Genomic DNA, 25752 nt, shown 5'->3' on the forward strand with positions numbered 1-25752 from the left:
CGGCCACCGCGACTAATGTGCTGCTGCACAGACAATTTGGCGGCCTTGTGCCCATCCCGGAAGCGAGTCCCACTTCTGCGACGCTTCTCGGTTTAAGGTAGCTAGTTTCCCTCGAGCCCGTATTTTGGCGCCACCTCGATGAGCTGGCCGGCCGCCAGGAGGTCCTTCACCCTGGTGTTGCCGAGGAAGTATTGGATGCCGCCACCCGGCTGCCCGGCGAATCCCTTGATCTTCCCGGACTGCACCGTCAGGTCCTTCACGACGCAGTAGACGTGGTAGTTGGCTTCCGGAGAGCCCTTGTAGGTGTTGAGGGACGACGGGGGCAAAGCCCGAGCGGCGAACGGCGTGTGCTTTTCGTTCGCAAGGAAGTTTGCTTCATCGGGCTGCCCGAACCGGTCGAACAGATGCCCCTTCTTCATCGTGAACGGCGTGGCGGGTCCGTCGAAGCCGAAGTTCGTCGGCCACTTCCAACCCCTGTTGGCGTCGTAGTACGTGTCGAGGAATGCTTTCGGTTGCAGCGCGGGTGTTCCCAGTCGTTGGTAGTCGACCAGCAGCTTCTTCACCGCTCCGGTGGGCAACGTGGCCGGACCTAGCAGATTGCCCGAATACGGGTCGGGAACGGGGAAAGGCTGCGAGTTCTCCGCTGCAGGCTCGCCGGTGCCAGCTTCCGGGCACTGCTTGTCCGCACTGGCAGTGGCCGGAAACAAAAGAGACAACAACAGCGCGATCAGCGCGCTGACAACGAGGGAACGGCGCCGCATCCACGGACTCCTTCAGATTTGCTGTTAAGCCTGAAATGCACCCTAGCTGATGGCAACTCAGCCGTCTCGCGAACTGCGTCCAGCGCCAAGCAGCGGAGTTGAACCATCGATTCGGTCCGAACAGCGTCGCCAGGAGAGTCCTACCACCACCACCGCCGCGGTGTCCGCGCAACGATAGATCAGACGTCAAATAAAACTACGTATGACCAAGTTGAGGGGAGTGGCGCTTCTAGCTGGCATTATTCTGGCGCACCTTGACCACATCTCATAGTGGTCATACGCTTCAGGCATAAATGTCGGTAACTTGCCTGTCTGGGCGCGAGAAAGTGGAGACATCGATGACCGTGAACAGCACCGCTCCCAACGTCTTCGACGCCGACCTGCCCACGCTCGACTACAACCTCACCGCGACTCCGCAGGACATCGTTGAGGACGTCCGGATCGCGCAATCGCGTGCGCCCATCGCCATCGGGCCGATCGGCCCGGAAATACTGTCCTACGAACTGGCGCGGGAAATGCTGCGGGACAGTAGGTTTCGCATGCCGCCGGGCATCACGCTGGCGGCGCAGGGTGTCACGTCGGGGCCGCTGTACGACAAATTGATGAGCAGCCTCCTGGGACTCGACGGTCCACCGCACACCCGCTTACGCAAACTCGTTTCGCGAGCGTTCACGCCTCGTGCGACTGCGCGTCTGCAGGACACGATCCACGAGGTGGTGAATGGGCTGATCGACCACGTGATCGACGCCGGACGTTGTGACGTCGTGGCCGACATCGCGCGGCCGTATCCCACGCCCATCATGTGCGCGCTCCTCGGTGCGCCCCGCGCGGATTGGCAGCTTTTCTCGGAATGGACCGATGAAGTGTTCAAAGCCTTCAGTTTCCAGACCGACGCCAACTTCGACGAAGCCGCGATCATGCGGGCGTGGAGCGAACTCGACGCGTATGTCGACGACATGGTCGCCGCCCGCCGGAACACTTTGACCGATGACCTGCTCTCCGAGCTCATACGCGCCGAGAGCGACGGTGAACGGCTCAATCTCGACGAACTGCGGATGCTGGTCGCCGGCTTCTTGATGGCGGGCACGGATACCACGCGTAACCAGTTGGCCGCGTCGGTGCAGGTGCTGTGTGACCATCCGGACCAATGGGCAAAGTTGGGTGAACAACCAGAGCTTGCGATGCAGGCGGTCGAGGAAAGCATGCGGCATTCACCGGCGGTCTGTCTGGCGCCGCGCGCCGCCACCGAGGATGTCGAATTCGCCGGCTACACATTCCCGGCCGGGACCTTCGTACTCGTGAATACCTTTGCAGCCAACCGTGATCCAGCGATCTACGCCGATGCTGACCGCTTCGACATCGCGCGACAGGACTTGCCCGCGATTCTGACCTTCGGCGGCGGTGCGCACTACTGCCTGGGCGCCAACCTCGCGCGCCGGGAACTGGCAGATGCACTGACCATCCTCACCCGGCGCTTATCGGCACCGCATCGCGTCGGATCGGCCCCGTGGAAGTCCTTGCTGGGAATGTCCGGTCCGTTGACGCTGACGATCGAGTTCGACGCCGAACGGCTGGTGACCGCGGATGCGTAGCCGCGGCTGGGCGGGAGCGACGCCCGCCTCGGATGAGGAGGCGATCGCCCGCATCCTGGATGCGGTAGACGAGGTGGTCGCTGAGCACGGACCGTCGATACGGCTTGCCGACGTCGCCCGGAAACTCGGGGTCACCCGGCAGACGGTGTACCGCTACTTTCCCAACGCGGATGCGCTGCTGATGGCCAGCGGTATGCGTGCGGTCGACGGATTCCTCGATCAGGTCGTAGAACACCTCCGCGGGATCAACGATCCGGTCACCGCCGTCGTCGAATGCGTATCGTTCGGAGTCGAAAACCTCGGTGGGGATCCACAATTGGAGAGCCTGTTGACCGAACGGCACGAGGGCGAGGCCGTCACCTCGCTGACTTCCGACACCGCGATCACCTTCTGCCTCTCGGTCTTTCACCGCCTCGATGTCGATTGGACGCTGCACGGCTTCGACGTCGCCGCGCTGGGTGAGCTTGCCGAAATGACCTTGCGTACCGTTCAGTCTCTCCTGACCGATCCGGGACAACGGCAGCGCGACGGAGTCGCGTTGCGTCGCTTTGTCACGCGATGGCTCGGTCCGTCGATCCTGTATCAGCGGATGACATGGCTATCGGCCGATGAACGACCCAAATCCTCGGACCGGCAGATCGAAATGGAAATACGCACTCCGCTGCCTCAGGAATAGTGGGGCTGAGGCGTCGCCAATTGCGACCGCCCCACCGTGAAATTCCCGCTCGACCGCTAATGCGTTTGCGTGTATTCGAGGTCAAGCCTCGCGGGCCCGCGTCGGCCCAGCGACCGGCCGGTATGGGTTCAGTATGTGGGTGTGCCAGCAAACCCCACGGCCGGGTTTGGCGGCCGGGTAGTCCCGCCAGCCCTGCCCTCGGGTGTATGCGCCCTTAAGGCGCGCGGCCCTAGGTGCCGCCGTTGCCGCCGGCGCCGCCGCCGCCGCCGCTGCCGCCATCAGGGTTCCGGTTCCCGCCGGTCGGGCCGCCGCCGCCGCCGCCCGGGAAGCCACCAATGCCAGGTGTGCCGCTGCCGCTCGCGCCGCCTTTACCGCCGGTGCCTCCGCCGCCCCCGGTGCCGCCGGTGCCCCAGTAGTCGGGATCGCCGAATTTGTTGCCGTTGCCGCCGCCGCCGCCACTGCCGCCACTGCCGCCTTTGGCGCCGGAGGTGCCGAAGAATTGGTCTTCACCGCCTTTGCCGCCGGTTCCGCCGCTTCCACCGGCGCCTCCGTTTCCGCCGTCGCCGTTATAAGTATTGACAACGATGTTCGGTCCGCCGTTGCCGCCTTTGCCGCCGTTCCCGCCGGTCCCACCGACTGTCGCATTGCCGGCGGTGCCGCCATTGATAGCGTTACCGCCGTTGCCGCCGGCGCCGCCGCTGCCGCCGCTGCCGCCGGCGCCACCGTCATAACCCTCGATATTCGGGTTGCCGTTGTTGCCGTTGCCGCCGTTGCCGCCGTTGCCGGCGATGCCGCCGCTGCCACCCTTAGCGCCGTTGCCAGTGCCGCCGTTGCCGGCGTTGCCGCCGGCTCCGCCGCCGCCACCGTTGCCGCCGTTGCCGCCGGTCGCGCTGCTGTTGCCGCCGTTGCCGCCGCCGCCGCCGTCGGCGCCGTGGCCTCCTTGGCCGCCTGCACCGCCGTCAAAGCCGCCGTTGCCGCCGTTGCCTCCGTTGCCGCCCGCGCCGGCGGTGCCGCCGTTGCCGCCGGGGTGGAATAAGGTGCCGGCTGTGCCGCCGTTGCCGCCGCCGCCACCGACGCCGGCGTCGCCGCCGGCGCCGCCCGCCCCGCCGCCGTTGAGCACCCCTAAGGCGAAGCCACCATTGCCGCCGGTGCCGCCGTTGCCGCCGGCAGCGCCGTTGCCGCCGTGATATTCGTCCGGCAAGGAGGAGCTCCCGGCGTTGCCGCCTTTGCCGCCGCTGCCGCCATTGCCCGCGTTGCCGCCGATGCCGGCGATGGCGCCGTTGCCGTTGCCGCCGTTGCCGCCATTACCGGCGTTGCCACCGGTGCCGCCATCGCCGCCATCGTGGCTGCTGTTGCCGTTGCCGTTGCCGCCGCTGCCGCCGTCACCGCCGTCACCGGCGTTTCCGCCCTTGCCGCCGCCTTGGCCGCCGTTGCCACCATTGCCGCCGCCCCCGCCATTACCGGCGGCGCCGCCGTTGCCCCCGTTCGTGACATTGCTTTCGCCGCCTGCGCCGCCTGAGCCGCCTGCGCCGCCGTTGCCGCCGCCGCCGGCGTTGCCGCCGCCGGAGAGGGCGGTGGCCGTGCCCGTGGCATTTAACGCATTGCCTCCGCTGCCGCCGTTACCGCCGACGCCGCCTTTACCCCCCGTACCGCCGTTCCAGCCGTCCGTCAACAGGTCATCGGCGCCGGCGCCGCCGCTGCCCCCTGCGCCTCCGTTGCCGGCTTTGCCACCGGTGCCGGCTGTTGCGCCGTAACCGTCGCCCCCGGTGCCGCCGTTGCCGCCGGTGCCACCGTTGCCACCGGGACCGCCGTCTCGGCCGGCGGCGGCGCTGCCGGAGCCGCCGGTCCCTCCGTTGTTGCCATTGCCGCCACTGCCGGCGTTTCCGCCCTTGCCCCCGCCGACGCCGCCGGTGCCGCCGTTGCCCCCGTTTCCGCCGTTGCCGCCAAAGCCGCCGAAGCCGCCGGTGCCGCCAATTCCGGGGTCGCTGCCGGTGCCACCGAATCCAGCGTTGCCGCCGTCACCCCCGTTGCCGGCGTTGCCGCCACCGACGCCGTTGAAGCCGTTGCCGCCGTTTCCGCCGCTGCCGCCCTTGCCGCCGTTGCCGCCGTTACCGCCGGCAGTGCCGTTCGTGGAGAATCCCAAAGGGTTTTTACCGTCTGCGCCATTTCCGGCGTTGCCGGCGTCGCCGCCATTGCCGCCGTTGCCGGCGATGCCGGCCAGGCCCGTAGTGCCCGCAGTCCCACCGGCGGTGACGCTGCCGGCCTCTCCGCCTAGGCCCGCGTTGCCGCCGGGACCGCCGTTTCCGCCGTCGCCGCCGTTTCCGCCGTTAGCTCCGGCCCCGGTGCCCGTGCCGTACGTGGGTCCGTTGCCGCCGCTGCCGCCGTTGCCGCCATTGGCGCCGTTGCCGCCATTACCGCCGCTGCCGGCGGTCCCGTCGAAGCCGGCACCGCCCTGGCCGCCTTGGCCACCGTTGCCGCCGGCACCGCCAGCACCTCCAGGTCCGCTGTCGGCGAGCAGGTTGTCGGCGCCGTCGGCGGCGGATCCGGCGTTGCCGCCGTTGCCGCCGTTGCCGCCGGTGCCCGCCTTGCCGACGGTTCCTGCGGCGCCGGCACCCGTACCGGCCAGGCCGGCTTTCCCGGCGCTGCCACCGATGCCGCCCTTTCCGCCGTTGCCGCCGTTGCCGCCCTCAGTCCCTGCGTCTGACAGGCCGTTGCCGCCGCCGCCGCCGAGTCCGCCGATGCCGCCGTTGCCGCCGCTGCCGTTGGTGCCACCGGCGCCGGCCGAGCCGCCGGATCCGCCTTGACCGCCGTTCCCGCCGCCGCCACCGGTGCCGCCATTGATGTTGACCATGGCCACGCCGTCTTTTCCAGCCGCGCCGTCGCCGCCGTTGCCGCCGAGCCCGCCTTTGCCGCCGTCGCCGGATGTGCCGGCGGTGCCCCCAGCGCCTCCGGTCCCGGCGAGGCCGGCGGTGCCGGCGTTGCCGCCGGTCCCGCCGATGCCACCGTTGCCGCCCTTGGCGCTGGCAAGGACGGCCGTGCCGCCGGTCCCGCCGGTGCCACCCACACCGCCGTCGCCGCCGTTTCCGCCGCTGCCGTTGACGCCACCGGGCCCGCTGGTGCCGCCAGCCCCTCCGTTGCCACCGGCCCCGCCCGCGGGCCCGGGGTTGCCGTCGATCCCGGCCCCGCCGGCAGCCGCGGTGCCACCATTGCCGCCGAAACTGCCGTTGCCGCCGTTGCCGCCGCTGCCGTAGCCACCCGTGGTTCCGCCGATGCCGCCGAGGCCTCTGTTGCCACCGGCACCGGCATTGCCGCCGGCACCGCCGTTGCCGCCGGCGCCACCGGCCAGGGTGTTGGTGGAGTCGGCGCCATGACCACCATCGCCGCCGCCTGCGCCGCTGCCGCCAAACCCGCCATTGCCGTTGATCGCCAAATTACTGCCGCTGCCGCCCACCCCGGCGGCCCCACCGTCGCCGCCGCGGCCGCCGCTACCACCGTTGTGGGCGCTGTTCAGCGAGGCCCCGCCTTTGCCGGCGGCCCCGCCTCCGCCACCGGCACCCCCGTTGCCCGCGGCCGCAGTGAGCCCGGTGGCCGCCCCACCAAGGCCGCCCTGACCGCCGGCACCGCCGTCGCCGCCATTGGCCGCCGCCAAGACGGCGCTGTCGTTGCCGCCGGCCCCACCGACGCCGCCGAGCCCGCCGGCCCCGCCGTGACCACCATCGCCGCCCAGCCCGATCAGCGGCGCTTGACCCGACTGACCTCCGGCCCCGCCGGCGCCACCGGCCCCTCCGGCACCCCCGGCCTGTGCAATGCCCCCGGCACCGCCGTCGCCGCCGGCCCCGCCGGCACCACCGAGCCCGCCGACTCCGCCGATGCCCACCACACCGGGGTTGCCGCCGGCGCCGCCATGGCCACCGGCGCCACCGCTGACACCATTCACACCGGCCCCGCCGGCTGTCCCGGCACTGCCCGCGCCGCCGGCACCACCGGTGCCGCCGACGCCGATGAACTGTCCGCCGTTGCCGCCCACACCGCCATTGCCGCCCGCACCACCACTGGGCCCACCCATACCGCCGGCACCACCTTGACCGCCGTAACCGATCAGCGGAGAAACTCCGCCGGCACCGCCGGCGCCGCCGGCGCCTCCCGCCGTCGTGCTGTTGCCGCCGGCCCCGCCGGCCCCACCCGCACCCCACAACCATCCGCCGGTCCCGCCGGCCCCGCCGGACGCGCCAGCGCCCCCCGCACCACCAGCACCGCCCGCACCAAGCAGACCTGCGGCCCCGCCGGCACCGCCGGGTGCACCGGCCGCCCCCGACCCGCCGTTACCACCGTTTCCGTATAACAACCCACCCAGTCCGCCGGCCTGCCCAGTGCCCGGGGCTCCATTAGTGCCGTCACCGATCAGCGGACGCCCCAGGAGTTGCTGAGTAGGGGCGTTGATCACATCGAGCACCATCTGCCCGACATTGAGGGTTTCCGCGCGCGCATACCCGGCTCCGCCGGCAGACAACGTCTGGACGAACTGGTCATGCAGCACCGCGGCTTGCCCGGCCAGCTCCTGATAACCCAGCGCGTGCCTGGAGAACATGGCCGCAATCGCTTGCGACACCTCGTCGGCGGCCGCGGTGACCAGTCCCGTCGTCGACCGTGCCGCGGCCGCATTGGCCGCCGAGATGGTCGAACCGATACCCGCCACGTCCGAAGCCGCGGCCACCACCAGCTCCGGTGACACCACCATGAAAGTCATCAGCGACCTCGCCGTCCCTCAGAGCAACCCGAATAACCCCCCGAAACAACAGGAAAAGGCACACACCGCGCACGGCCGCGAGCACGAGTCGACGCTTCCACTCGAAGGCCCGTCCTTTCTCCTACAACGGCACCGGGACTACGTAGCACCGCTACCGCCAGTGCCGCCGCCGCCGCCGCTGCCGCCTATCCAATTTCTGGGATGTTGGGGGTCGCCGTCGTTGGTCGGGCCGCTGCCAGCGGCGCCGATGGTTCCGAAGTCGCCGAAGGCCCCGTCGAAGGAGTTGCCGCCGGTTCCGCCGGTGCCCCCGGTCCCGCCCGTACCACCGAGACCCCAGTAGTCGGGATCGAAGACCGTGCTGCCGTTCCCGCCCTTGCCGCCGCTGCCGCCGCCACCGCCGTCGGCAGCACTGCCGCCCTTGGCGGTAGCGCTACCGCCGCTGCCGCCTACCCCGCCATTGCCGCCCGCGCCCCCGTTGCCGTTGTAGCTATTGAGAAGTTGGCTGTCGCCGCCGAGACCTCCGGTACCGCCGGCACCACCGGTGCCGCCGGCACCGGCGTCGCCGCCGAGACCTTTACCGGACACGCCGCCGCCGAAGCCGCCGTTCCCGCCTGCACCGCCAGTGCCGCCTCTGCCGCCGTTATAGCCCGACGAGAAAAGGGCTACGTCGGTAGCGTGGCCGCCGGTGCCGCCCGTGCCACCGTTGCCGGCGACGCCGCCCTTGCCGCCATCTGCGCCGTTGCCCTGTCCGCCGTGCCCGGCGTCGCCGCCGGCGCCGCCGTTACCGCCGGCCCCTCCATCCCGGCCGAGGGCACCCCCTTCGCCGCCGGTTCCGCCGGTGTTGCCATTACCCCCGCTGCCGCCGGCGCCTCCCTTGCCGCCGCCGTAGCCGCCGTTACCGCCGATGCCGCCGATGCCGCCGACACCGCCGGTACCGCCGGGGCCGCCGTTACCGCCGAGGCTTGCTGTGCCGCCGGCGCCTCCCCTGCCGGCGAGGCCGCCGTCGCCGCCCTTACCGCCGTCGCCGCCCCCGACGCCGGCGACGCCATTGCCGCCAAGACCCCCGGCACCGCCCTGGCCGCCGCCGCCGCCAGCACCACCGTTATAGCCGTCACCAGTGATTCCGTCGGCCCCGTCGGCGCCCTTTCCGCCGATGCCGCCCTTGCCGCCGTCACCGCCGGCGCCGGCTACGCCCGCGTTGCCCGCGCTGCCGCCGGTGCCGCCGGCCGCCCCGCCCGCCCCGGCGTTGCCGCCGACACCGCCCGTGCCACCGATGCCGCCGTCGCCGCCAGGCGGACCGTCGGAGCCATTGGGCGGCGGCGGCCGCACGCCGTCAACGCCGGTGCCTCCTTGGCCGCCCTTGCCACCGTTGGCGCCGTTGCCGCCGGCCCCGCCGCTGCCGCCGGTTCCTCCGTTGCTGGCGCCACCATTGCCGCCCTGACCGCCGCTGCCGCCTTTCGTGCCGTTGCCGCCGGCCCCGCCACTGCTGTTGTCGCCGTTGTTTCCATTACCGCCGATGCCGCCGTTGGCTCCGTTGCCGCCATCCCCGCCGATGCCCGCCTTGCCGACGTTTCCGGCGGCGCCGGAACCCGTACCGGCGACGCCGGCCTTCCCGGCGGCACCGCCATTGCCGCCGTTGCCGCCGTCCCCGCCGTCCACACTGGCCGTCCCGGGGAGGCCCAGACCGCCGTTGCCGCCTTTGCCGCCGTTGCCGCCGTCGCCGCCGCCGCCGTTGGTGCCGCCGGCATTGGCCTTGCCGCCGGTTCCGCCTTGGCCGCCGTCCCCGCCGCCGCCACCAGTGCCGCCGTTGATGTTGCCGATGGTGCCGTCGGGTCCGTTGGCGCCGTTGCCGCCGTTGCCGCCGAGTCCGCCCTTGCCGCCGTCGCCGGATACGCCGGCGCTACCTCCGGTGCCTCCGGTCCCCGCGACGCCGGCGGTACCGGCGTTGCCACCGGTGCCGCCCATGCCGCCGTTGCCGCCCTTGGTCCCCGCAACGAGGGCCGGGCCGCCGTTGCCGCCGGTGCCGCCCACGCCGCCGTCACCGCCGTCGCCGCCGCTGCCGTTGATGCCACCCGGCCCACTGGCGCCGCCGGCGCCGCCCTTGCCGCCGGCTCCGCCGGCGGGTCCGGCCTTGCCGTCCAGCCCGGCCCCGCCGGGATCCCCGGCGCCGCCGTTGCCGCCATAGCTGCCGTTGCCGCCGTGACCACCGTTGCCGTACGCACCCGCCGTTCCGCTGACGCCGCCGGTGCCGGCCGCCCCACCGGCGCCGGCATTGCCGCCGGCACCACCATTGCCACCGGCGCCGCCGGCTTGGGGACCGGTGCCGTCGGCACCATGGCCACCATCGCCGCCGGCTCCGGCGCTGCCGCCCAGCCCGCCGTTGCCGTTGACCGCGCCACCGGCGGCGTTGCCGCCCACCCCGGCGGCCCCACCGTCGCCGCCGCGACCGCCGCTGCCACCGTTGTGGGCCTTGCTCAGCGCGACCCCGCCATTTCCGGCCGCCCCACCAGCTCCACCGGCACCGCCGTTGCCGGCCACTGCACCTATCCCGGCGGCCGCTCCACCCACGCCGCCGGCACCGCCGGCGCCGCCGTCACCTCCATTGGCCGCCTGCAGAGTGGCGCTGTCGTTGCCCCCCGCCCCGCCGATACCGCCCTGACCGCCGACCCCGCCTTGACCGCCGGCACCGGACAACCCGATCAACGGGCCTTGACCAGACTGACCACCGGCTCCGCCCTGGCCACCGGCACCGCCGTCACCGCCGAGCTGTGCGGTGTTGCCGGCGCCACCGGCGCCGCCGCCTCCACCAGCACCGCCGAGCCCACCGACACCGCCGGCCCCCAGCACTCCGGCGTTGCCACCTGCGCCGCCGCTGCCGCCCGCCCCACCACCCACACCGTCCACACCGGCCGCGCCGGCATTCCCGCTGTTACCCATCCCGCCGGCACCACCTGTGCCGCCCACGCCGATGAACTGCCCGCCGTTGCCGCCCACACCGCCGTTGCCGCCCGCACCACCATTGGGCCCGCCCGTACCGCCGGCTCCACCGCCGCCGCCGTAGCCGATCAGCGGGGCCGCCCCGCCGGCCCCGCCGGCCCCGCCGGCGCCTCCCGCGGTCGCGCTGTTGCCCCCGGCCCCGCCGGCACCGCCAGAACCAAAGGCCCAGCCCCCGGCCCCGCCGGCGCCACCCGCGGCGCTGGCACCGCCGGCACCGCCGGTGCCGCCGGTGCCAATGAGACCGGCGTCTCCGCCGGCGCCGCCGGCCATCCCGGCCGCCCCCGATCCGCCGTTGCCGCCGTTGCCGTATAACAACCCGCCCAGCCCGCCGGCCTGCCCGGTACCGGGCGCTCCGTCGGTTCCATTGCCGATCAGCGGACGACCCAAGAGCTGCTGGGTAGGTGCGTTGATCAGGTCTAGCAGCGGCTGCAACGGGCCGACATTGAGCGCCTCCGCGCGCGCATACCCGGCCCCACCGGCAGTCAACGTCTGCACGAACTGCTGATGCAGCACCGCGGCCTGCCCGGCCAATTCCTGATAGCCCAGCGCATGTCCGGAAAACAGGGTGGCAACCGCGTGCGACACCTCGTCGGCGGCCGCGCTGACCAGCCCCGTCGTCGACTGCGCCGCGAGCGCATTGGCCGCCGAGATCGTCGAGCCGATACCCGCCACGTCCGATGCCGCAGCCGCCACCAGCTCGGGTGAAACCACCATAAAAGTCATCAGCGACCTCGCCGTACCTCAGGACAACCCGGATAACCACCAGCAACGACCAGCGCAGTCAAACACGGTAGCCCACGGCGGGCACACCGTTGAGGTTTTCACCCCGAATGCCGCAAATGTCTGCGCACGCCGTCGGGCAAAGTAGCGAAGCCTGACAATGAATTCAATCGGCTCCCGAAAATTTTGCGCCGAATGTGTGTGAAATCCTCCTGAAACCGAAGTCGGGCCGTACGGTAAGTGCCGTTATACGCCGGTTGATGAGAAACTGACCGCCACCCCGGTGGGGGTTACCCGCGAAGGACAGCGTATGGATTTTGCGGTATTGGCACCCGAGGTCAACTCGGCGCGGATGTTCCTTGGCGCGGGGTCTGGATCGATATTGGCCTCCGCGGCGGCCTGGGATGGACTGGCTGCCGAATTGGCTTCGGCGGCAACCTCTTTCGGCTCAGTGACCTCTGAGCTGCTGGATTCCGCCTGGCAGAGCGCGGCAGCGGTGGCGATGGCGGGCGCCGCCGTCCCTTACCTGGGGTGGTTGAGATCGGCCGCGGCGCAGGCCGGCGAAGCGGCGGGCAACGCCCGGATAGTCGCGGCCGCGTTCGAGGCGGCGCAGGCGGCGACGGTGCACCCGATGGTCGTGGCTGCCAACCGCGCTCAACTGGTGTCGGTGGTGAGGTCGAATCTGCTGGGGCTGAACGCACCGGCGATAGCGGCCATCGAGGCTCAGTACGAGGGAATGTGGGCGCAGGATGTGGCCGCGATGTTCGGCTACTATTCCGGCGCTTCCGCCGTGGCCGCGGGCTTGACGCCGTTCAGCCTGAGGCTGTCGAATCTGGCGGGCGTGGTGGGCGGCGTGGCGAACGCCTCGAGCGCCATTGTCGCGGCGGCGAGCGCCGCCGGCGCTCAGCTTGCGGGCGCGGTGTCGGCCGGAATGGGTACAGCTGCGGCCGGTGCGGGCGCAACTGCCGCCGCCGACGGCGCCTCCTTGCTGCTCACCATCAACGTCGGCCTGTCCAACCTCGGCGTCGGCAATCTCGGCAATGCCAACATCGGCAACTACAACCTGGGCAGCGGGAACATCGGCTCCGGAAACATCGGGCCGGGCAACATCGGTTTCGGCAACATCGGTTTCGGAAACAGCGGACCGTCGCTCACGGCGGCCATCCACAACATCGGCTTCGGCAACACCGGCAGCAACAACATCGGCCTGGGCAACACCGGGAACGGCAACATCGGATTCGCCAACACCGGCAACGGCAACGTCGGTATCGGGCTGACCGGCAACGGCATGAGCGGGTTCGGCGGACTGAACTCCGGCACGGGCAACAGCGGCTTGTTCAACTCGGGCACCAACAACACCGGCTTCTTCAACTCGGGGAACGGAAACTTCGGTCTCGGCAACTCCGGCATCTTCAACACCGGTTTCGGAAACTCCGGAACGGCCAACACGGGCCTTTTCAATCCCGGCATAGCCAACACCGGCTTCGCCAACTCGGGCAGTTACAACACAGGCAATTTCAACTCGGGCAACAGCAACACGGGCGGCCTGAACACCGGCAGTTACAACACCGGCTGGCTCAACAGCGGCAACTACAACACCGGCGTGGCGAACTCCGGCAACTTCGACACCGGCGCGCTGATCACGGGCGACTACAGCAACGGCCTGTTCTGGCGGGGCGACTACCAGGGCCTGTTCAACGGGTCCCCAGGCATCGGCAATTCCACCACCGTGCCTTCGTCGGGATTCTTCAACAGTGGCGACGGCGGCGCTTCGGGCATTTTGAACTCCGGAGGCAACGTTTCGGGCCTTTTCAACTCGTCGTCAGGCAGCCTTGGCCTCTCGGGACTGCTGAACACCGGCATGGGGCTCTCCGGGATCTTCAACACCGGCAACACCATCTCGGGCATTCTCAACAGCGCCTATCCGGAAAACCTCACGACGCCCAATTTTGTGTCGGGTCTGTACAACACCGGCCCGAACGTCGCGGGCCTGTTCGGCGGCGAGTCGGACCCGACCAGCAACACCGGCCTGGCCAACGTCGGCGTCAAGAACATCGGCTTCGCCAACGTCGGCGACGACAACATCGGCATCGGCAACGTCTCCAACGGAAACGTGGGAGGCGGAAACTTCGGCCTGGACAACATCGGGTTCGGCAACACTGGTGCGTCGAATACCGGCATCGGCAACGTCGGCAACCAGAACCTGGGCAACGGAAACCTGGGCGACTTCAACAGAGGTCTGGGAAACCTCGGCGACTACAACACCGGCCTGGCAAACCTGGGCAGTAACAACACTGGGTTCGGCAACAACGGTATCGGCAACTTCGGTTTCGGCAACACCGGCAGCGGAAACATCGGAATCGGGTTGAGCGGCACGGGCCTTGTCGGCTTCGGGGCCCTGAATACCGGCAGTGGAAACCTCGGCCTGTTCAACTCCGGCGCCAACAACATCGGTTTCTTCAACTCGGGCACCGGAAACGTCGGGATCGGAAACGCGGGCACCGGCAACTGGGGCATCGGCAATCCCGGTACCGGCAATACCGGTTGGGGCAATGCCGGCAGCTCCAACACGGGCTGGTTCAACTCCGGTATCGCCAATACCGGCATCGCCAATGTGGGCAACTACAACACGGGTTTCGTCAACGTCGGCAACATCAATACCGGCGCCTTCAATCCCGGCGATTACAACACCGGCGGCCTCAACCCCGGCGACACCAACACGGGCTTCCTCAACATAGGCAATTACAACAACAGCATTCTCGCCTCGGGGGATGGTTCGGGCCAGATCGCTATCGACCTCGCGGTCACCATTCCCAGCGTCGCGTTCGATCAGCAGATAGTCATCCCCGTCAACCAAGTGCTGCAATTCGGCGGAGACGTGTTCACGCTGCCGGGTGGCATGCAAATGTTCCAAACTTTCCTTTCGCCGCCGCCCGATCCGCTCACGTTAACCCTGGGGCCCGTCAACATATCGAGTTCCACGATCGCACTTCCCCTATTGACACTGTCTATCGGCGGGCCGAATACCAGCGTAGCCATCAATATCAGTGGCGCCTTCCAGGGCGGCACCATTCAGCTGCTCAAGGTCAACCCGATGCCGGGATTCGGGAATGCGACCACGCTGCCGTCGTCAGGTTTCTTCAACGGCGGCCCCGGCCGTGCGTCCGGTTTCTTCAACCTCGGTACCAATCTGTCCGGCATCCAGAACGTCGGTGCGCTGTCGTCCGGCCTGGCGAACTTCGGCAACACCGTCTCCGGCATCTACAACACGAGCTCGGTCAATGTGGCGACGGCGGCCAACCTCTCCGGGTTGGCGAACGTCGGCACTGACTTGGCCGGCACCGTCCGCGACAGCGCCTACGGACTGGTCGTCAACCTGGGCCTGGGCGATAACGGTCAGTTGAACCTGGGGAATGGAAACTTCGGCAGCGGAAATCTCGGCAGCGGAAACATCGGCGGCGCGAATATCGGCTTCGGCAACATCGGCAGCACGAATCTCGGCGCCGGCAACATCGGTTTCGGCAACATCGGCTTCGGCAACAGTGGGCCCTCGTTAACGGCGGCCATCCACAACATCGGGTTCGGCAACACCGGCAGCGACAATATCGGCTTCGGCAACACCGGTAACGGCAACATCGGCTTCGGCAACACCGGTAACGGCAACATCGGCTTCGGCCTCAACGGCGATCGGCTGCTCGCATTCGGGGACTGGAACACCGGCAGCGGCAACATCGGCCTCTTCAATTCGGGCACCAACAATGTCGGCTTTTTCAACTCGGGCACCGGCAACTTCGGCATCGGCAACTCCGGGAGCTACAACACCGGCTTCGGCAACACCGGTGAGACCAACACGGGGCTTTTCAACAGCGGCTTCGTCAACACCGGGCTCGCCAACGCGGGTTCCTACAACACCGGTAACTCCAACATCGGCAGCTTCAACACCGGGATCGGCAACCCGGGCAATCACAACACCGGATTCTTCAACGCCGGCAGCTTCAACACCGGCCTGGTCAACTCGGGCAACTTCAACACCGGTGCCTTCATCTCGGGCAGCATGAATAACGGCATGCTCTGGCGTGGCGATGAGCAAGGCCTGATGGGCGGGAACTACACAATCCACATTCCGGAGATGCCCGGGCACCTCAACGTGAATGTCCCGATCAACATCCCCATCAACGCGACCATCACACAAGGCGTCTACAACGGCATTTTCATTGACAGCATCCCGTTCGATATCACGTACGGTTTATTCTCCGGAATCACCCTGGTCTCGGGGACTATCAATTCCCTGACGATCCCGCCGATCACCTTCAACCTGTCGCTGCTGAGTGTCAGCATAGGCAATCCGAACGGTACGACAGCACTAAATGTGCCTGCCACGTTCAGCATCGGCCCCGCCGACTGGACGATCTACAACCAACCATTTGCCCCGGGCTTTTTCAATTCCAGCATCGGCCCCTCTTCGGGATTCTTCAACGGCGGCATCGGCGGCAATTCTGGCTTTGGAAACTTCGGCGCCAACAACTCTGGTTTCCAGAACGTCTCTTCCGGGATTCTTGGAAATTCGGGCTTCTTGAATTACGGCGCCCTGCAGTCGGGCATCGAGAACCTGGGCAACACCGTGTCGGGTGTGTTCAACACGAGCACGCTGGACTTCGCGACCGCGGCCCGCATCTCCGGCCTGTCGAACACCGGCAGCAACCTGGCGGGCCTGTTCCGCAACGTGTACGACGGCACCATCGCCGGCAGCACGAACTTCAACCTGGGCCTCGGAAACGCCGGCGGGCTCAACCTCGGCTTGGCAAACGTCGGCGACTTCAACTTCGGACTCGGCAACCTCGGCGACTACAACGTCGGCAGCGGCAACGTCGGCAGCCAGAACTTCGGCAGCGGGAACATCGGCAGCTTCAACTTCGGGTTCGGCAACAGTGGCCCGGGGTTGACGGCGGCCTTGAACAACATCGGGTTCGGCAACACCGGCAGCAATAACTTCGGCTTCGGCAACTTCGGCGACGGCAACATCGGCTTCGGCAACACCGGCAGCGGCAACATCGGCATCGGGCTCAGCGGCAACAACCAATCCGGGTTCGGGAGCTTGAACTCCGGCAGCGGCAACGTCGGCCTGTTCAACTCGGGCACCGACAACGTCGGCTTCTTCAACTCGGGCACCGGAAACTATGGCATCGGCAACTCCGGCAGCTTCAACACCGGCATCGGCAACTCCGGCAGCACCAACACCGGACTTTTCAACACCGGGCTGGTGAACACCGGTATCGGCAACGCGGGCAACTACAACACCGGCAGTTACAACATCGGGAACACCAACACCGGCAACTTCAACCCGGGTCACTACAACACCGGCAGCTACAACACCGGCGACTACAACACCGGACTGGGCAACGCGGGCAACGTCAACACCGGCGCCTTCAACACCGGCAGCTACAACAACGGCATCGGCTGGCGGGCCGACTATCAGGGTCTGATCGACTTCAACGCCACCACGATCATCCCTGACAAGGCTATTCCGGTGAAGTTCGACGTACCGGTTTTCCTGTCCGTACCGATCGGCGCCGTCCTTCCCACCATCACGATCTCGAGCTTCACCATTCCGTCATTGACGGTCGATGCCAGCACGATCCTGGGCGACGCGAACCTGGGCCTGGACTCAATAACGTTCCCGAACCTGACGATCGGCCTGCCCTTTATCGGTATCAACATCGGCACACCCGTGGGGTCGACTGGGCCGTTGATCCATATCACCGGCAATGGTGGCCTGCTGCCGATCGCGTTCACTGGCGTCAACATCAAGCCGGTTCCGGGCTTCGGAAACTCCACCACCAACCCGTCGTCGGGCTTCTTCAACTCCGGAAACGGCACCTCTTCGGGCTTCATGAATATCGGCGCCAACGCATCCGGCCTTTTCAACCTTGCGTCCGGCACGTCGGGAATCTCGGGTTACAAGGGCTTCGGCGACCTGATATCGGGCGTCTCGAACCTGGGCAACACGGTCTCGGGTCTGTTCAACACCAGCTCCGCCGCCAACCCGTTCACGACACCCGCCAACCTCTCCGGGGTGGGCAACCTCGGCACCAACCTCGCCGGCTTCCTGCGCAGCACCGCGGACGGGTCGCTGTTCAACCTGGGCCTGGCCGATATCGGCCAGTCGAACGTGGGCAGCGGAAACATCGGCGACTTCAACCTGGGCAACGGCAACCTCGGCGACAACAACGTCGGCAGCGGCAACATCGGCAGCCAGAACTTCGGCAGTGGGAACATCGGCAGCTTCAACTTCGGGTTCGGCAACAGCGGCCCGGGGTTGACGGCAGCCCTGAACAACATCGGGTTCGGCAACACCGGCAGCAACAACTTCGGCTTCGGCAACTTCGGCGACGGCAATATCGGCTTCGGCAACACCGGCAGCGGCAACATCGGTATCGGGCTCAGCGGCACTAACCAGGTCGGCTTCGGGAGTTTGAACTCGGGCAGCGGCAACATCGGCCTGTTCAACTCGGGCACCGACAACGTCGGCTTCTTCAACTCCGGCAGCGGCAACTTCGGCATCGGCAACTCCGGCAGCCACAACACCGGCTTCGGCAACACGGGCGATTCAAACACCGGCTTCTTCAACACCGGCAGCGTCAACACCGGCATCGCCAACGCCGGCAGCTACAACACCGGCAACTACAACGTCGGGCACACCAACACCGGCAGCTTCAACCCGGGCAACTACAATACCGGGAGTTTCAACACCGGCAGCTTCAACACCGGCGTGGGGAATTCGGGCAACGTCAACACCGGCGGCTTCAACGCCGGCAGCTTCAACAACGGCTTCATCTGGCGGGACGACTACCAGGGCTTGGTCGGCTTCGACTACACCATCACCGTTCCGGAATTCCCCGCCCTCAACCTCGACGTCAGCATTCCGCTCAATATCCCTCTCGACATCAACCTCGGCACCCTGCGGGTTTACGGATTCAGTCTGGAACCGATCAACCTCACTTTCTCGGGCCCCTTGTGGTCGAACGTCAACGCCAACGTGAGCGCTATCCAGATCCCGTCAATCACGGGCACCCTGCCCACGATTACCGGAAACATCGGGAGTCCGGACGGTTCAACGGCGATCAACCTCTCGGTGCGCAGCACCGCAGGACCCATCCGTATCCCGCTCATCCACGTCCCGGCGACCCCGGGCTTCGGAAACACAAGCGCCACACCGTCGTCGGGCTTCTTCAACAGCGGCGCCGGCGGTGTATCGGGCTTCGCAAACCTCGGTGCCAATACATCCGGCCTGTTCAACTTCCAAGCCCTGGGAAGCTCGGGCGTCAACAATGTCGGCACGCTGGTCACGGGCTTCTCCAACCTGGGCAACACCGTCTCGGGTTTCTTCAACACCAGCTCCGCCACCAACGTGTTCACGACGCCGGCCAACTTGTCGGGGTTGTACAACGCCGGCACGGACCTTGCGGGCTTGTTCCGCAACGGCCCGAGCGGGTCAACCTGGAACCTGGGCCTGGCCGACATCGGGCAATTCAGCCTCGGCGCCGGAAACATCGGCGATTTCAACCTGGGCAACGGAAATATCGGCGGTCTCAACGTCGGCAGCGGCAACGTCGGCAGCCAGAACTTCGGCAGTGGGAACATCGGCAGCTTCAACTTCGGGTTCGGCAACAGCGGCCCGGGGTTGACGGCGGCCCTGAATAACATCGGGTTCGGCAACACCGGCAGCAACAACTTCGGCTTCGGCAACTTCGGTGACGGCAATATCGGCTTCGGCAACACCGGCAGCGGCAACATCGGTATCGGGCTCAGCGGCAATAACCAGGTCGGCTTCGGGAGCTTGAACTCCGGCAGCGGCAACATCGGCCTGTTCAACTCGGGCACCAACAACGTCGGATTCTTCAACTCCGGCAACGGAAACTTCGGAATCGGCAACTCGGGCAGTTTCAACACCGGCATCGGCAACACCGGCAGCGCCAACACCGGTCTCTTCAACACGGGGCTGGTCAACACCGGCATCGCCAACGCGGGCAGCTACAACACCGGCAGCTACAACATTGGGGACACCAACACCGGAGGCTTCAACCCGGGCAGCTACAACACCGGTTGGTTCAACACCGGCGACTACAGCACCGGGGTGGGGAACTCGGGCGACGTCGACACCGGCTTCTTCAACTTCGGCAACTACAACAACGGCCTGTTGTGGCGGGGCGACTACCGGGGCGTCCTGACCGGCGGCTACTCCATCACGGTCGACGAAATCCCGGTCAACTTCGACATTCGCGCACCGATCAATATCCCGATCACCGCCACCATCACCAGCGTGTCGATGTCGGCCATCAACATCCCGCAGATCTACATCAGCGGCACCGGCGAGGTCTTAGGCTTCCTCGACGTCGCCGACTTCAACATCACCATCGGCACCATCAGTGTCCACGGCGGCGGCGCCAATGCCCCTGCGACAACGCCCATCACGATCGACTTCGGCAGCCAACCCCCGGTCAACACGATCTCGCTCAACGTCGGCGCCGTCGATGGTTCGACTGTCCTCGCCATCGTGGGCAACGCGGGAGTGGGTCCCGTCAGAATTCCGATCATCGACATCCCGGCATCACCGGGCTTCTTCAACTTCACCTCGGCTCCGTCATCGGGATTCTTCAACTCCGGCATCGGCAGCATCTCGGGCTTCGGCAACTTCGGCGGCGCCAGCTCGGGCTTGCTGAACTACGCGACCGGAATCCTCGGAAACTCCGGCATCCAGAACTACGGGTCGCTGCAATCCGGCATAGCCAACCTGGGCAACAGCATCTCGGGTGCGTTCAACACCGGATTGGGCCCAATGAACGTGCCGGCCTTCATCTCCGGCTTCAGCAACGTCGGTGCCGATCTGGCCGGGTTGTTCCAGAACGGCGCTACCGGGACGACCACCTTCAGCCTCGGCCTGGGCAATCTCGGTTCGCTGAACATCGGCAACGCGAACCTCGGCGACTTCAACCTCGGTAGCGGCAACGTCGGCAGCTACAACCTGGGCAACGGCAACATCGGCGGAAACAACTTCGGCGGCGGCAACGTCGGCAGCGGCAACTTCGGCAGTGGCAACATCGGCAGCGGGAACATCGGATTCGGAAACTCCGGTCCGGGGTTGACGGCGGCCCTGCAGAACTTCGGCTTCGGCAACACCGGCAGCAACAACTTCGGCTTCGGCAACTTCGGTGACGGCAACATCGGCTTCGGCAACACCGGTAGCGGCAACATCGGCTTCGGCCTCACCGGCAACAACGGGTTCGGCTTCGGCGGCCTGAACTCGGGCAGCGGCAACATCGGTCTGTTCAACTCGGGCACCAACAACGTCGGCTTCTTCAACTCGGGCAACGGAAACTTCGGAATCGGCAACTCCGGGAGCTTCAATACCGGCATCGGCAACACCGGCAGCACCAACACCGGCTTCTTCAACACCGGGCTGGTCAATACCGGCATCGGCAACGCGGGCGACTACAACACCGGCCTGTACAACGCCGGCAACACCAACACGGGCAGCTTCAACCCGGGCAGCTACAACACCGGCGGCTTCAATGCCGGCGACTACAACACCGGCTGGCTCAACACCGGCAATTCCAACACGGGCATCGCCAACTCCGGCAATGTCGACACGGGCGCATTCATCTCCGGCAGCTACAGCAACGGCTTCCTCTGGCGGGGCGACTACCAGGGCCTCTTCGGCTTCAACTTCTCCTACACGATCCCGGAAATCGCCTACCACTACGACGTGCCGCTCAACATCCAGATACCCATCACGGGTGTCGTCGATGCCATTACCGCCGGCGCGTTCACGTACTCAATTCCGATACACATCCAAGCCAGTACGGTATTGGGCATCCGAATTACGGACAGCGACAGCAACATTGGGCCCGTCACCTTCAACCTGAACACCGTGCAGCCCCAAACCCCGATCGACTACCTGTTCACGAACATCACCAATCTCGCCGGCAGCGGTGTGCTGGGCCCCTTCACCCTCGGAGGGGGCTATCAGGCAGGCCCGGGCTTCTTCAACACCGGTCCCACCCCGTCGTCGGGCTTCTTCAATTCCGGCAGTGGCGCATCCGGCTTCTTCAACACCGCCACCGGGGCCGTGTCAGGTTTCGCGAACCGCTTCGCCCAAACGTCGGGCTTGTTCAACGCCGGTGGCATCGACATCTCGGGCCTGCAGAACTTCGGCTCTCTGGAATCGGGCTGGGCAAACCTCGGCAATTTCGTGTCGGGGGCGTTCAACACCAGTTCCCTCAACCTGGCCACGCAGGCATTCGTCTCCGGCTTCGGTAACTTCGGCGCCCAACTGTCCGGCTTCCTCAACAACGGGTGAAAGCTTTGCCCCGCCGATAATCGGCCGCAATGGCGCGGGGCGGATGATCACGGTGGTGAGACCTGTTCTGCGCGAATGACTTTCGCTGCAGACGCCGCGCGGAGAACGAGTAATGCGTTTGCCGGTCCGCGGCGGTGTGTCGTCCTGGCTGGTCGCTTATTCGCGACAGCAAAAGCCCGTGCAACCCCCGGCGCACCTGAGAAGAATCAGTATTTCTATCTCACTATTAGACAAAAATTCTGATTCGTCGGCGGAAAGCCGCAGATCCCACCCGCGACCGGTGAGACTTTCCCGGGCGGGCGCCGTCACGCATTCGTCGCAATGTGCTTGACACTGTTGACCTTGGGGCAATTGCCCGGTAAATCTCGGTCGAGGATTTCGCGTCGAATGGGTTGCTGGAGGTGTGGAATGTCGTTTGTCACTGCGGTTCCGGAGATAGTGGTCACTGCTGCTTCGGATTTGGTGCTGATCGGCTCGTCGGTCACAAATGCCAACGCGGTGGCGGCGGGTCCGACGACGAGGCTGCTGGCTGCGGGTGCAGATGAAGTGTCGGCGGGGATCGCGGCACTGCTGGGCGAGCAGGCGCAGGCCTACCAGGCGATCAGCGCGGAGGTCGCCGCGTTCCAACTGCGGTTCGTGCAAGCCCTCAATTCGGGGGCCGGCGCGTATGCCGCCGCCGAGGCCGCCAGTGCGATGTCGTTGCAGTCCATCGAGCAAACCATCCTGGATGTGATCAATGCGCCCTTCAACGCGTTGCTGGGGCGGCCGCTGATCGGCAACGGCAGAAACGGGGCCGCGGGCACCGGCGAGGCGGGCGGGGCCGGCGGCCTGCTGTGGGGTAACGGAGGCGACGGCGGTTCGGGGGCAGCCGGGAAAACCGGTGGCGCCGGGGGTGCGGCGGGGTTGTTCGGTCGGGGCGGCACTGGTGGCGCCGGCGGAGTCGGGGCCACCGGCACCACGACCACCGTTGCGGGTCAGCAGGGCGGTGCCGGCGGCACTGGCGGGGCGGGCGGCGTCGGTGGTCAAGGCGGGCTGTTCTTCGGCACTGGCGGCACGGGTGGTGCCGGCGGCGTCGGCGGCACCGGTGGGATCGGAGGCCCCGCAGACGCCGCAGGAAACTTCGGCGCCGGCGGTCCCGGGGGCACCGGCGGCCTCGGCGGCGCCGGAGGCGCGGGCGGACTGTTCGGAACTCCCGGTCAAGCGGGCCTGAACGGGGCTAACGGCCTTCCTGGCGGATTTCGGGTCGGCCCGTTTGTCAACAACACGGGGTTGAGCAACAGCGAGATCTACCTGACCCTGCTCGGTCAGACGACGCCCGGCCAGTGGTCGTGGGTCGACCAGAACGGCATAGCCCACCACATCGACTCCAGCGCCGCCAACGCTCCTGGTCACCTCACCTACAACGGGGTGAATTACGCCAACATGTCGTTCACCCTCGACCAGACAGGCAACCTGGCCATTCCGTCGGAATTCCAGGGCGGCCGGATCTTCGTGTCGATGAAGAACCCGCTCTACATCGGCATCGCCGCGGACAACTCGGGATGGGCGGGTCTGGACCCCGCGAACCCTGCCGATCCGAACTACAACACGGTCTACGACTGGTACGAGATGACCTACAAGTACGGCGCGGTCGCCTTCGGGGGTAACACCACGCAGGTGGACCAGTTCGGGTTGCCGTTCTCCTACACGCTGGGGCAGGAGTCAACCGGGTTCAGCGGCACCCGCGGCATCACACTGACGCGAGACCAGGTGTTCGCCCAATACACGGCCTCGGTTCCGGCGGAATTCCAGGCGTTGGTCCTCAACGACGGCTCCGGGGACCCGCTACGGATTTTGGCCCCGCGGACCGCCACACCCGGCGGACTGGCCACCTGGCTCGACCAACCGATCAACACCTTCTGGTCGAATTATCAAACCAATCAGTTCTTTTACGACGGCCCTGGCTACACGGTGACGGGAAACATCGACGGCAGCGGTCTTTTCCACTACAGCGTTACCCCGGACGGCGGAACAGCGTCGAATTACACGATGGTCAAGCCCACCACGGCGCAAGTTTTCGCCTCCAACGGCCCGTTCGTCGGCACCGATGCACAGGGGGCGTTCCTCGCCGAACTCAACGCCGCGTTCAACCGCGGGGTGGCGATTTCGCCGGATCAGTGGGCCAACGTCGCCGCCTACTATCCGACAGGGGGGCAGTGGAACAACTGGGCACAGTTCTTCCACGCCAACAGCATCAACAACCTCGCCTACGGCTTCCCCTTCGACGACGTGAACAATCAGAGTTCGGTGCTGATCCTCGGTAACCCGCTGCCGCCGACTCAGCTTTCGTTCGTCCTCAACTAGGGCGCTGTTGCCGGTGACGGTGGTGCTGTCGTCGTGTGAATACGTGTGGGCCCTTGGCGCCATCGAGGCGCCAGTGCTGCGGACGCCGAAACCGTTGCAGCGCTGGTCGAGTAAGACCCGCAGTCTCGTGATCCGCCATCGCAGGGATGCTCAGCCCGAACCGGACTCCTAATCAGTTTCGAGCTCGGTACGCGGCGGGCTTGAAGACCTCAGTTGGGTGTGGGTGGTGGTTGGGGTTGGAAGGGGGTGTACCACTTCCATTGGGCGCGTTCGCCGCTGGGCCCGCGGTAGGGCGGGACATCGGGTGGGGTGGTAGTGGGTGGGCGGGCCAGGGACCCGGGGCGCAGGATGTCGCCGTCGCGGTCGGTCACGGTCAGGTGCTCGGCGTCACCGGAGAGGGTGATCTCCCCGCGGTGATGCAACCGGTGGTGATACGGGCAGACCAGGATCAGATTGATCAGCTCGGTGGGGCCGCCGTTCTCCCAGTGCCGGATGTGATGGGCGTGCAGGCCGCGGGTCGCCCCGCAACCGGGCACCGCGCAACAGCGGTCGCGGTGCTCCAACGCGCGGCGCAACCGCCGGTTGACCGTGCGAGTCGTCCGCCCGGCCCCGATCGGCCGCCCCTCGCGCTCGAACCACACCTCACAGGTGGCATCACAGCTCAGGTACTGGCGCTGGCCCTCACTCAACAACGGGCCCAGGTGCAGCGCGCCCGCGGGCTTGTCGACATCGACGTGCACCACCACCGTCGTGTGCGCGGCGTGCGGACGCGCGGCAGCCTCGGCATCCCAACCCGCCTCCACCAGCCGCAAGAACGCATCCAGCGTGTCCGGCATCGGCGGTGCGGACTCCGACTCACCGCGTGCGGCGCGATCACTCTTCCATTCGGCGACCAGGGCCTCCCGATGCGCGCCCAGCGCCGCCTCAAACGTCGCCGCCTCGGTGTGCGGCAACGTGATCCGCCAGCACGTGGACTCCTCGGTGGCGGTCTTGACGATCGCCGGCTGCCGGCGCGGATCAGGCTTAGGCCGCGGTTCACACTTGATCGCGGTGCGCAGCTGATTGACCGAGGCATGCCTAGCCAACTGCTCATAATGGGCATCCGAGCCGTCCCCAGCCCGCGCCGCGATCACCCCCACCTGATCCAGCGACAACCGCCCCTCCCGCAGACCCGCCACACACCGCGGAAACTCCGCCACCCGATGCGCCACCGCCGTAACCGTCTGCGCGTTCGCCGGCGAACACCCCAACTTCCACGCCACCACCGCCGCCACCGACCGCGCCCCCGTCATCCCACACAACCCGTCACGATCCAACTCCGCGACGATCTCCACAATCCGCCCATCAATCGCGTTGCGCTGCCCCGCCAACTCCGCCAACTCCTCAAACAACACATCCACACGCTTCACCGCAGGCCTCTGAAAAGAGCCCGCCAAGGCAGTCACCGACATAACCCCATCCTCCCAACGGGGTACGACATCGGCCTCGGTGCGACGAGGCGGAGCCGCGCCGCCGGCGTGGGAGATGCAGTGGAGTGAACCAAAGATGGCTCGGCCGTG

The 25752-nt window shown here is 67.2% G+C and carries 8 protein-coding genes; 4 read left to right on the forward strand and 4 right to left on the reverse strand.

Translation table 11 applies throughout. The annotated features are described in order from the left end of the window. Positions 1-101 precede the first annotated feature (101 nt). On the reverse strand, positions 102-761 hold the full coding sequence (locus QXH22_RS16925; RefSeq protein ID WP_306239656.1) for a TNT domain-containing protein: 660 nt from the start codon (positions 759-761) through the stop codon (positions 102-104). Between the two features lie 338 nt (positions 762-1099). On the opposite strand from QXH22_RS16925, the gene QXH22_RS16930 reads away from it, so the two are divergent. Together QXH22_RS16930 and QXH22_RS16935 are read left to right on the forward strand one after the other, a co-directional pair. Beyond that, positions 1100-2353: a cytochrome P450 gene (locus QXH22_RS16930; RefSeq protein ID WP_306276388.1), complete on the forward strand. Its 1254-nt coding sequence runs from the start codon at positions 1100-1102 to the stop codon at positions 2351-2353. Next, positions 2346-3029, forward strand: a complete 684-nt coding sequence (locus QXH22_RS16935) for a TetR/AcrR family transcriptional regulator (RefSeq protein WP_306276389.1) — start codon at positions 2346-2348, stop codon at positions 3027-3029. The genes QXH22_RS16930 and QXH22_RS16935 overlap by 8 nt, the downstream gene beginning before the upstream one ends. A gap of 229 nt (positions 3030-3258) precedes the next feature. Here the strand turns inward: QXH22_RS16935 and QXH22_RS16940 are convergent, their stop codons facing one another. After that, positions 3259-7776, reverse strand: a complete 4518-nt coding sequence (locus tag QXH22_RS16940) for a PE family protein (protein ID WP_306276391.1) — start codon at positions 7774-7776, stop codon at positions 3259-3261. A gap of 138 nt (positions 7777-7914) precedes the next feature. Then, on the reverse strand, positions 7915-11496 hold the full coding sequence (locus tag QXH22_RS16945) for a PE family protein (protein WP_306276392.1): 3582 nt from the start codon (positions 11494-11496) through the stop codon (positions 7915-7917). Positions 11497-11803: 307 nt separating this feature from the next. On the opposite strand from QXH22_RS16945, the gene QXH22_RS16950 reads away from it, so the two are divergent. Then, the gene (locus QXH22_RS16950; RefSeq protein ID WP_306276393.1) at positions 11804-21850 is read left to right on the forward strand and encodes a PPE domain-containing protein; all 10047 of its coding nucleotides are present in this window, start codon (positions 11804-11806) and stop codon (positions 21848-21850) included. Between the two features lie 408 nt (positions 21851-22258). Next, on the forward strand, positions 22259-24193 hold the full coding sequence (locus QXH22_RS16955) for a beta-1,3-glucanase family protein (protein ID WP_306276395.1): 1935 nt from the start codon (positions 22259-22261) through the stop codon (positions 24191-24193). A gap of 209 nt (positions 24194-24402) precedes the next feature. Here the strand turns inward: QXH22_RS16955 and QXH22_RS16960 are convergent, their stop codons facing one another. After that, positions 24403-25644, reverse strand: a complete 1242-nt coding sequence (locus QXH22_RS16960; protein WP_306276396.1) for an HNH endonuclease signature motif containing protein — start codon at positions 25642-25644, stop codon at positions 24403-24405. Positions 25645-25752: the final 108 nt, after the last annotated feature.

It is taken from the genome of Mycobacterium sp. TY814, assembly GCF_030755175.1.
Classification (GTDB): domain Bacteria; phylum Actinomycetota; class Actinomycetes; order Mycobacteriales; family Mycobacteriaceae; genus Mycobacterium.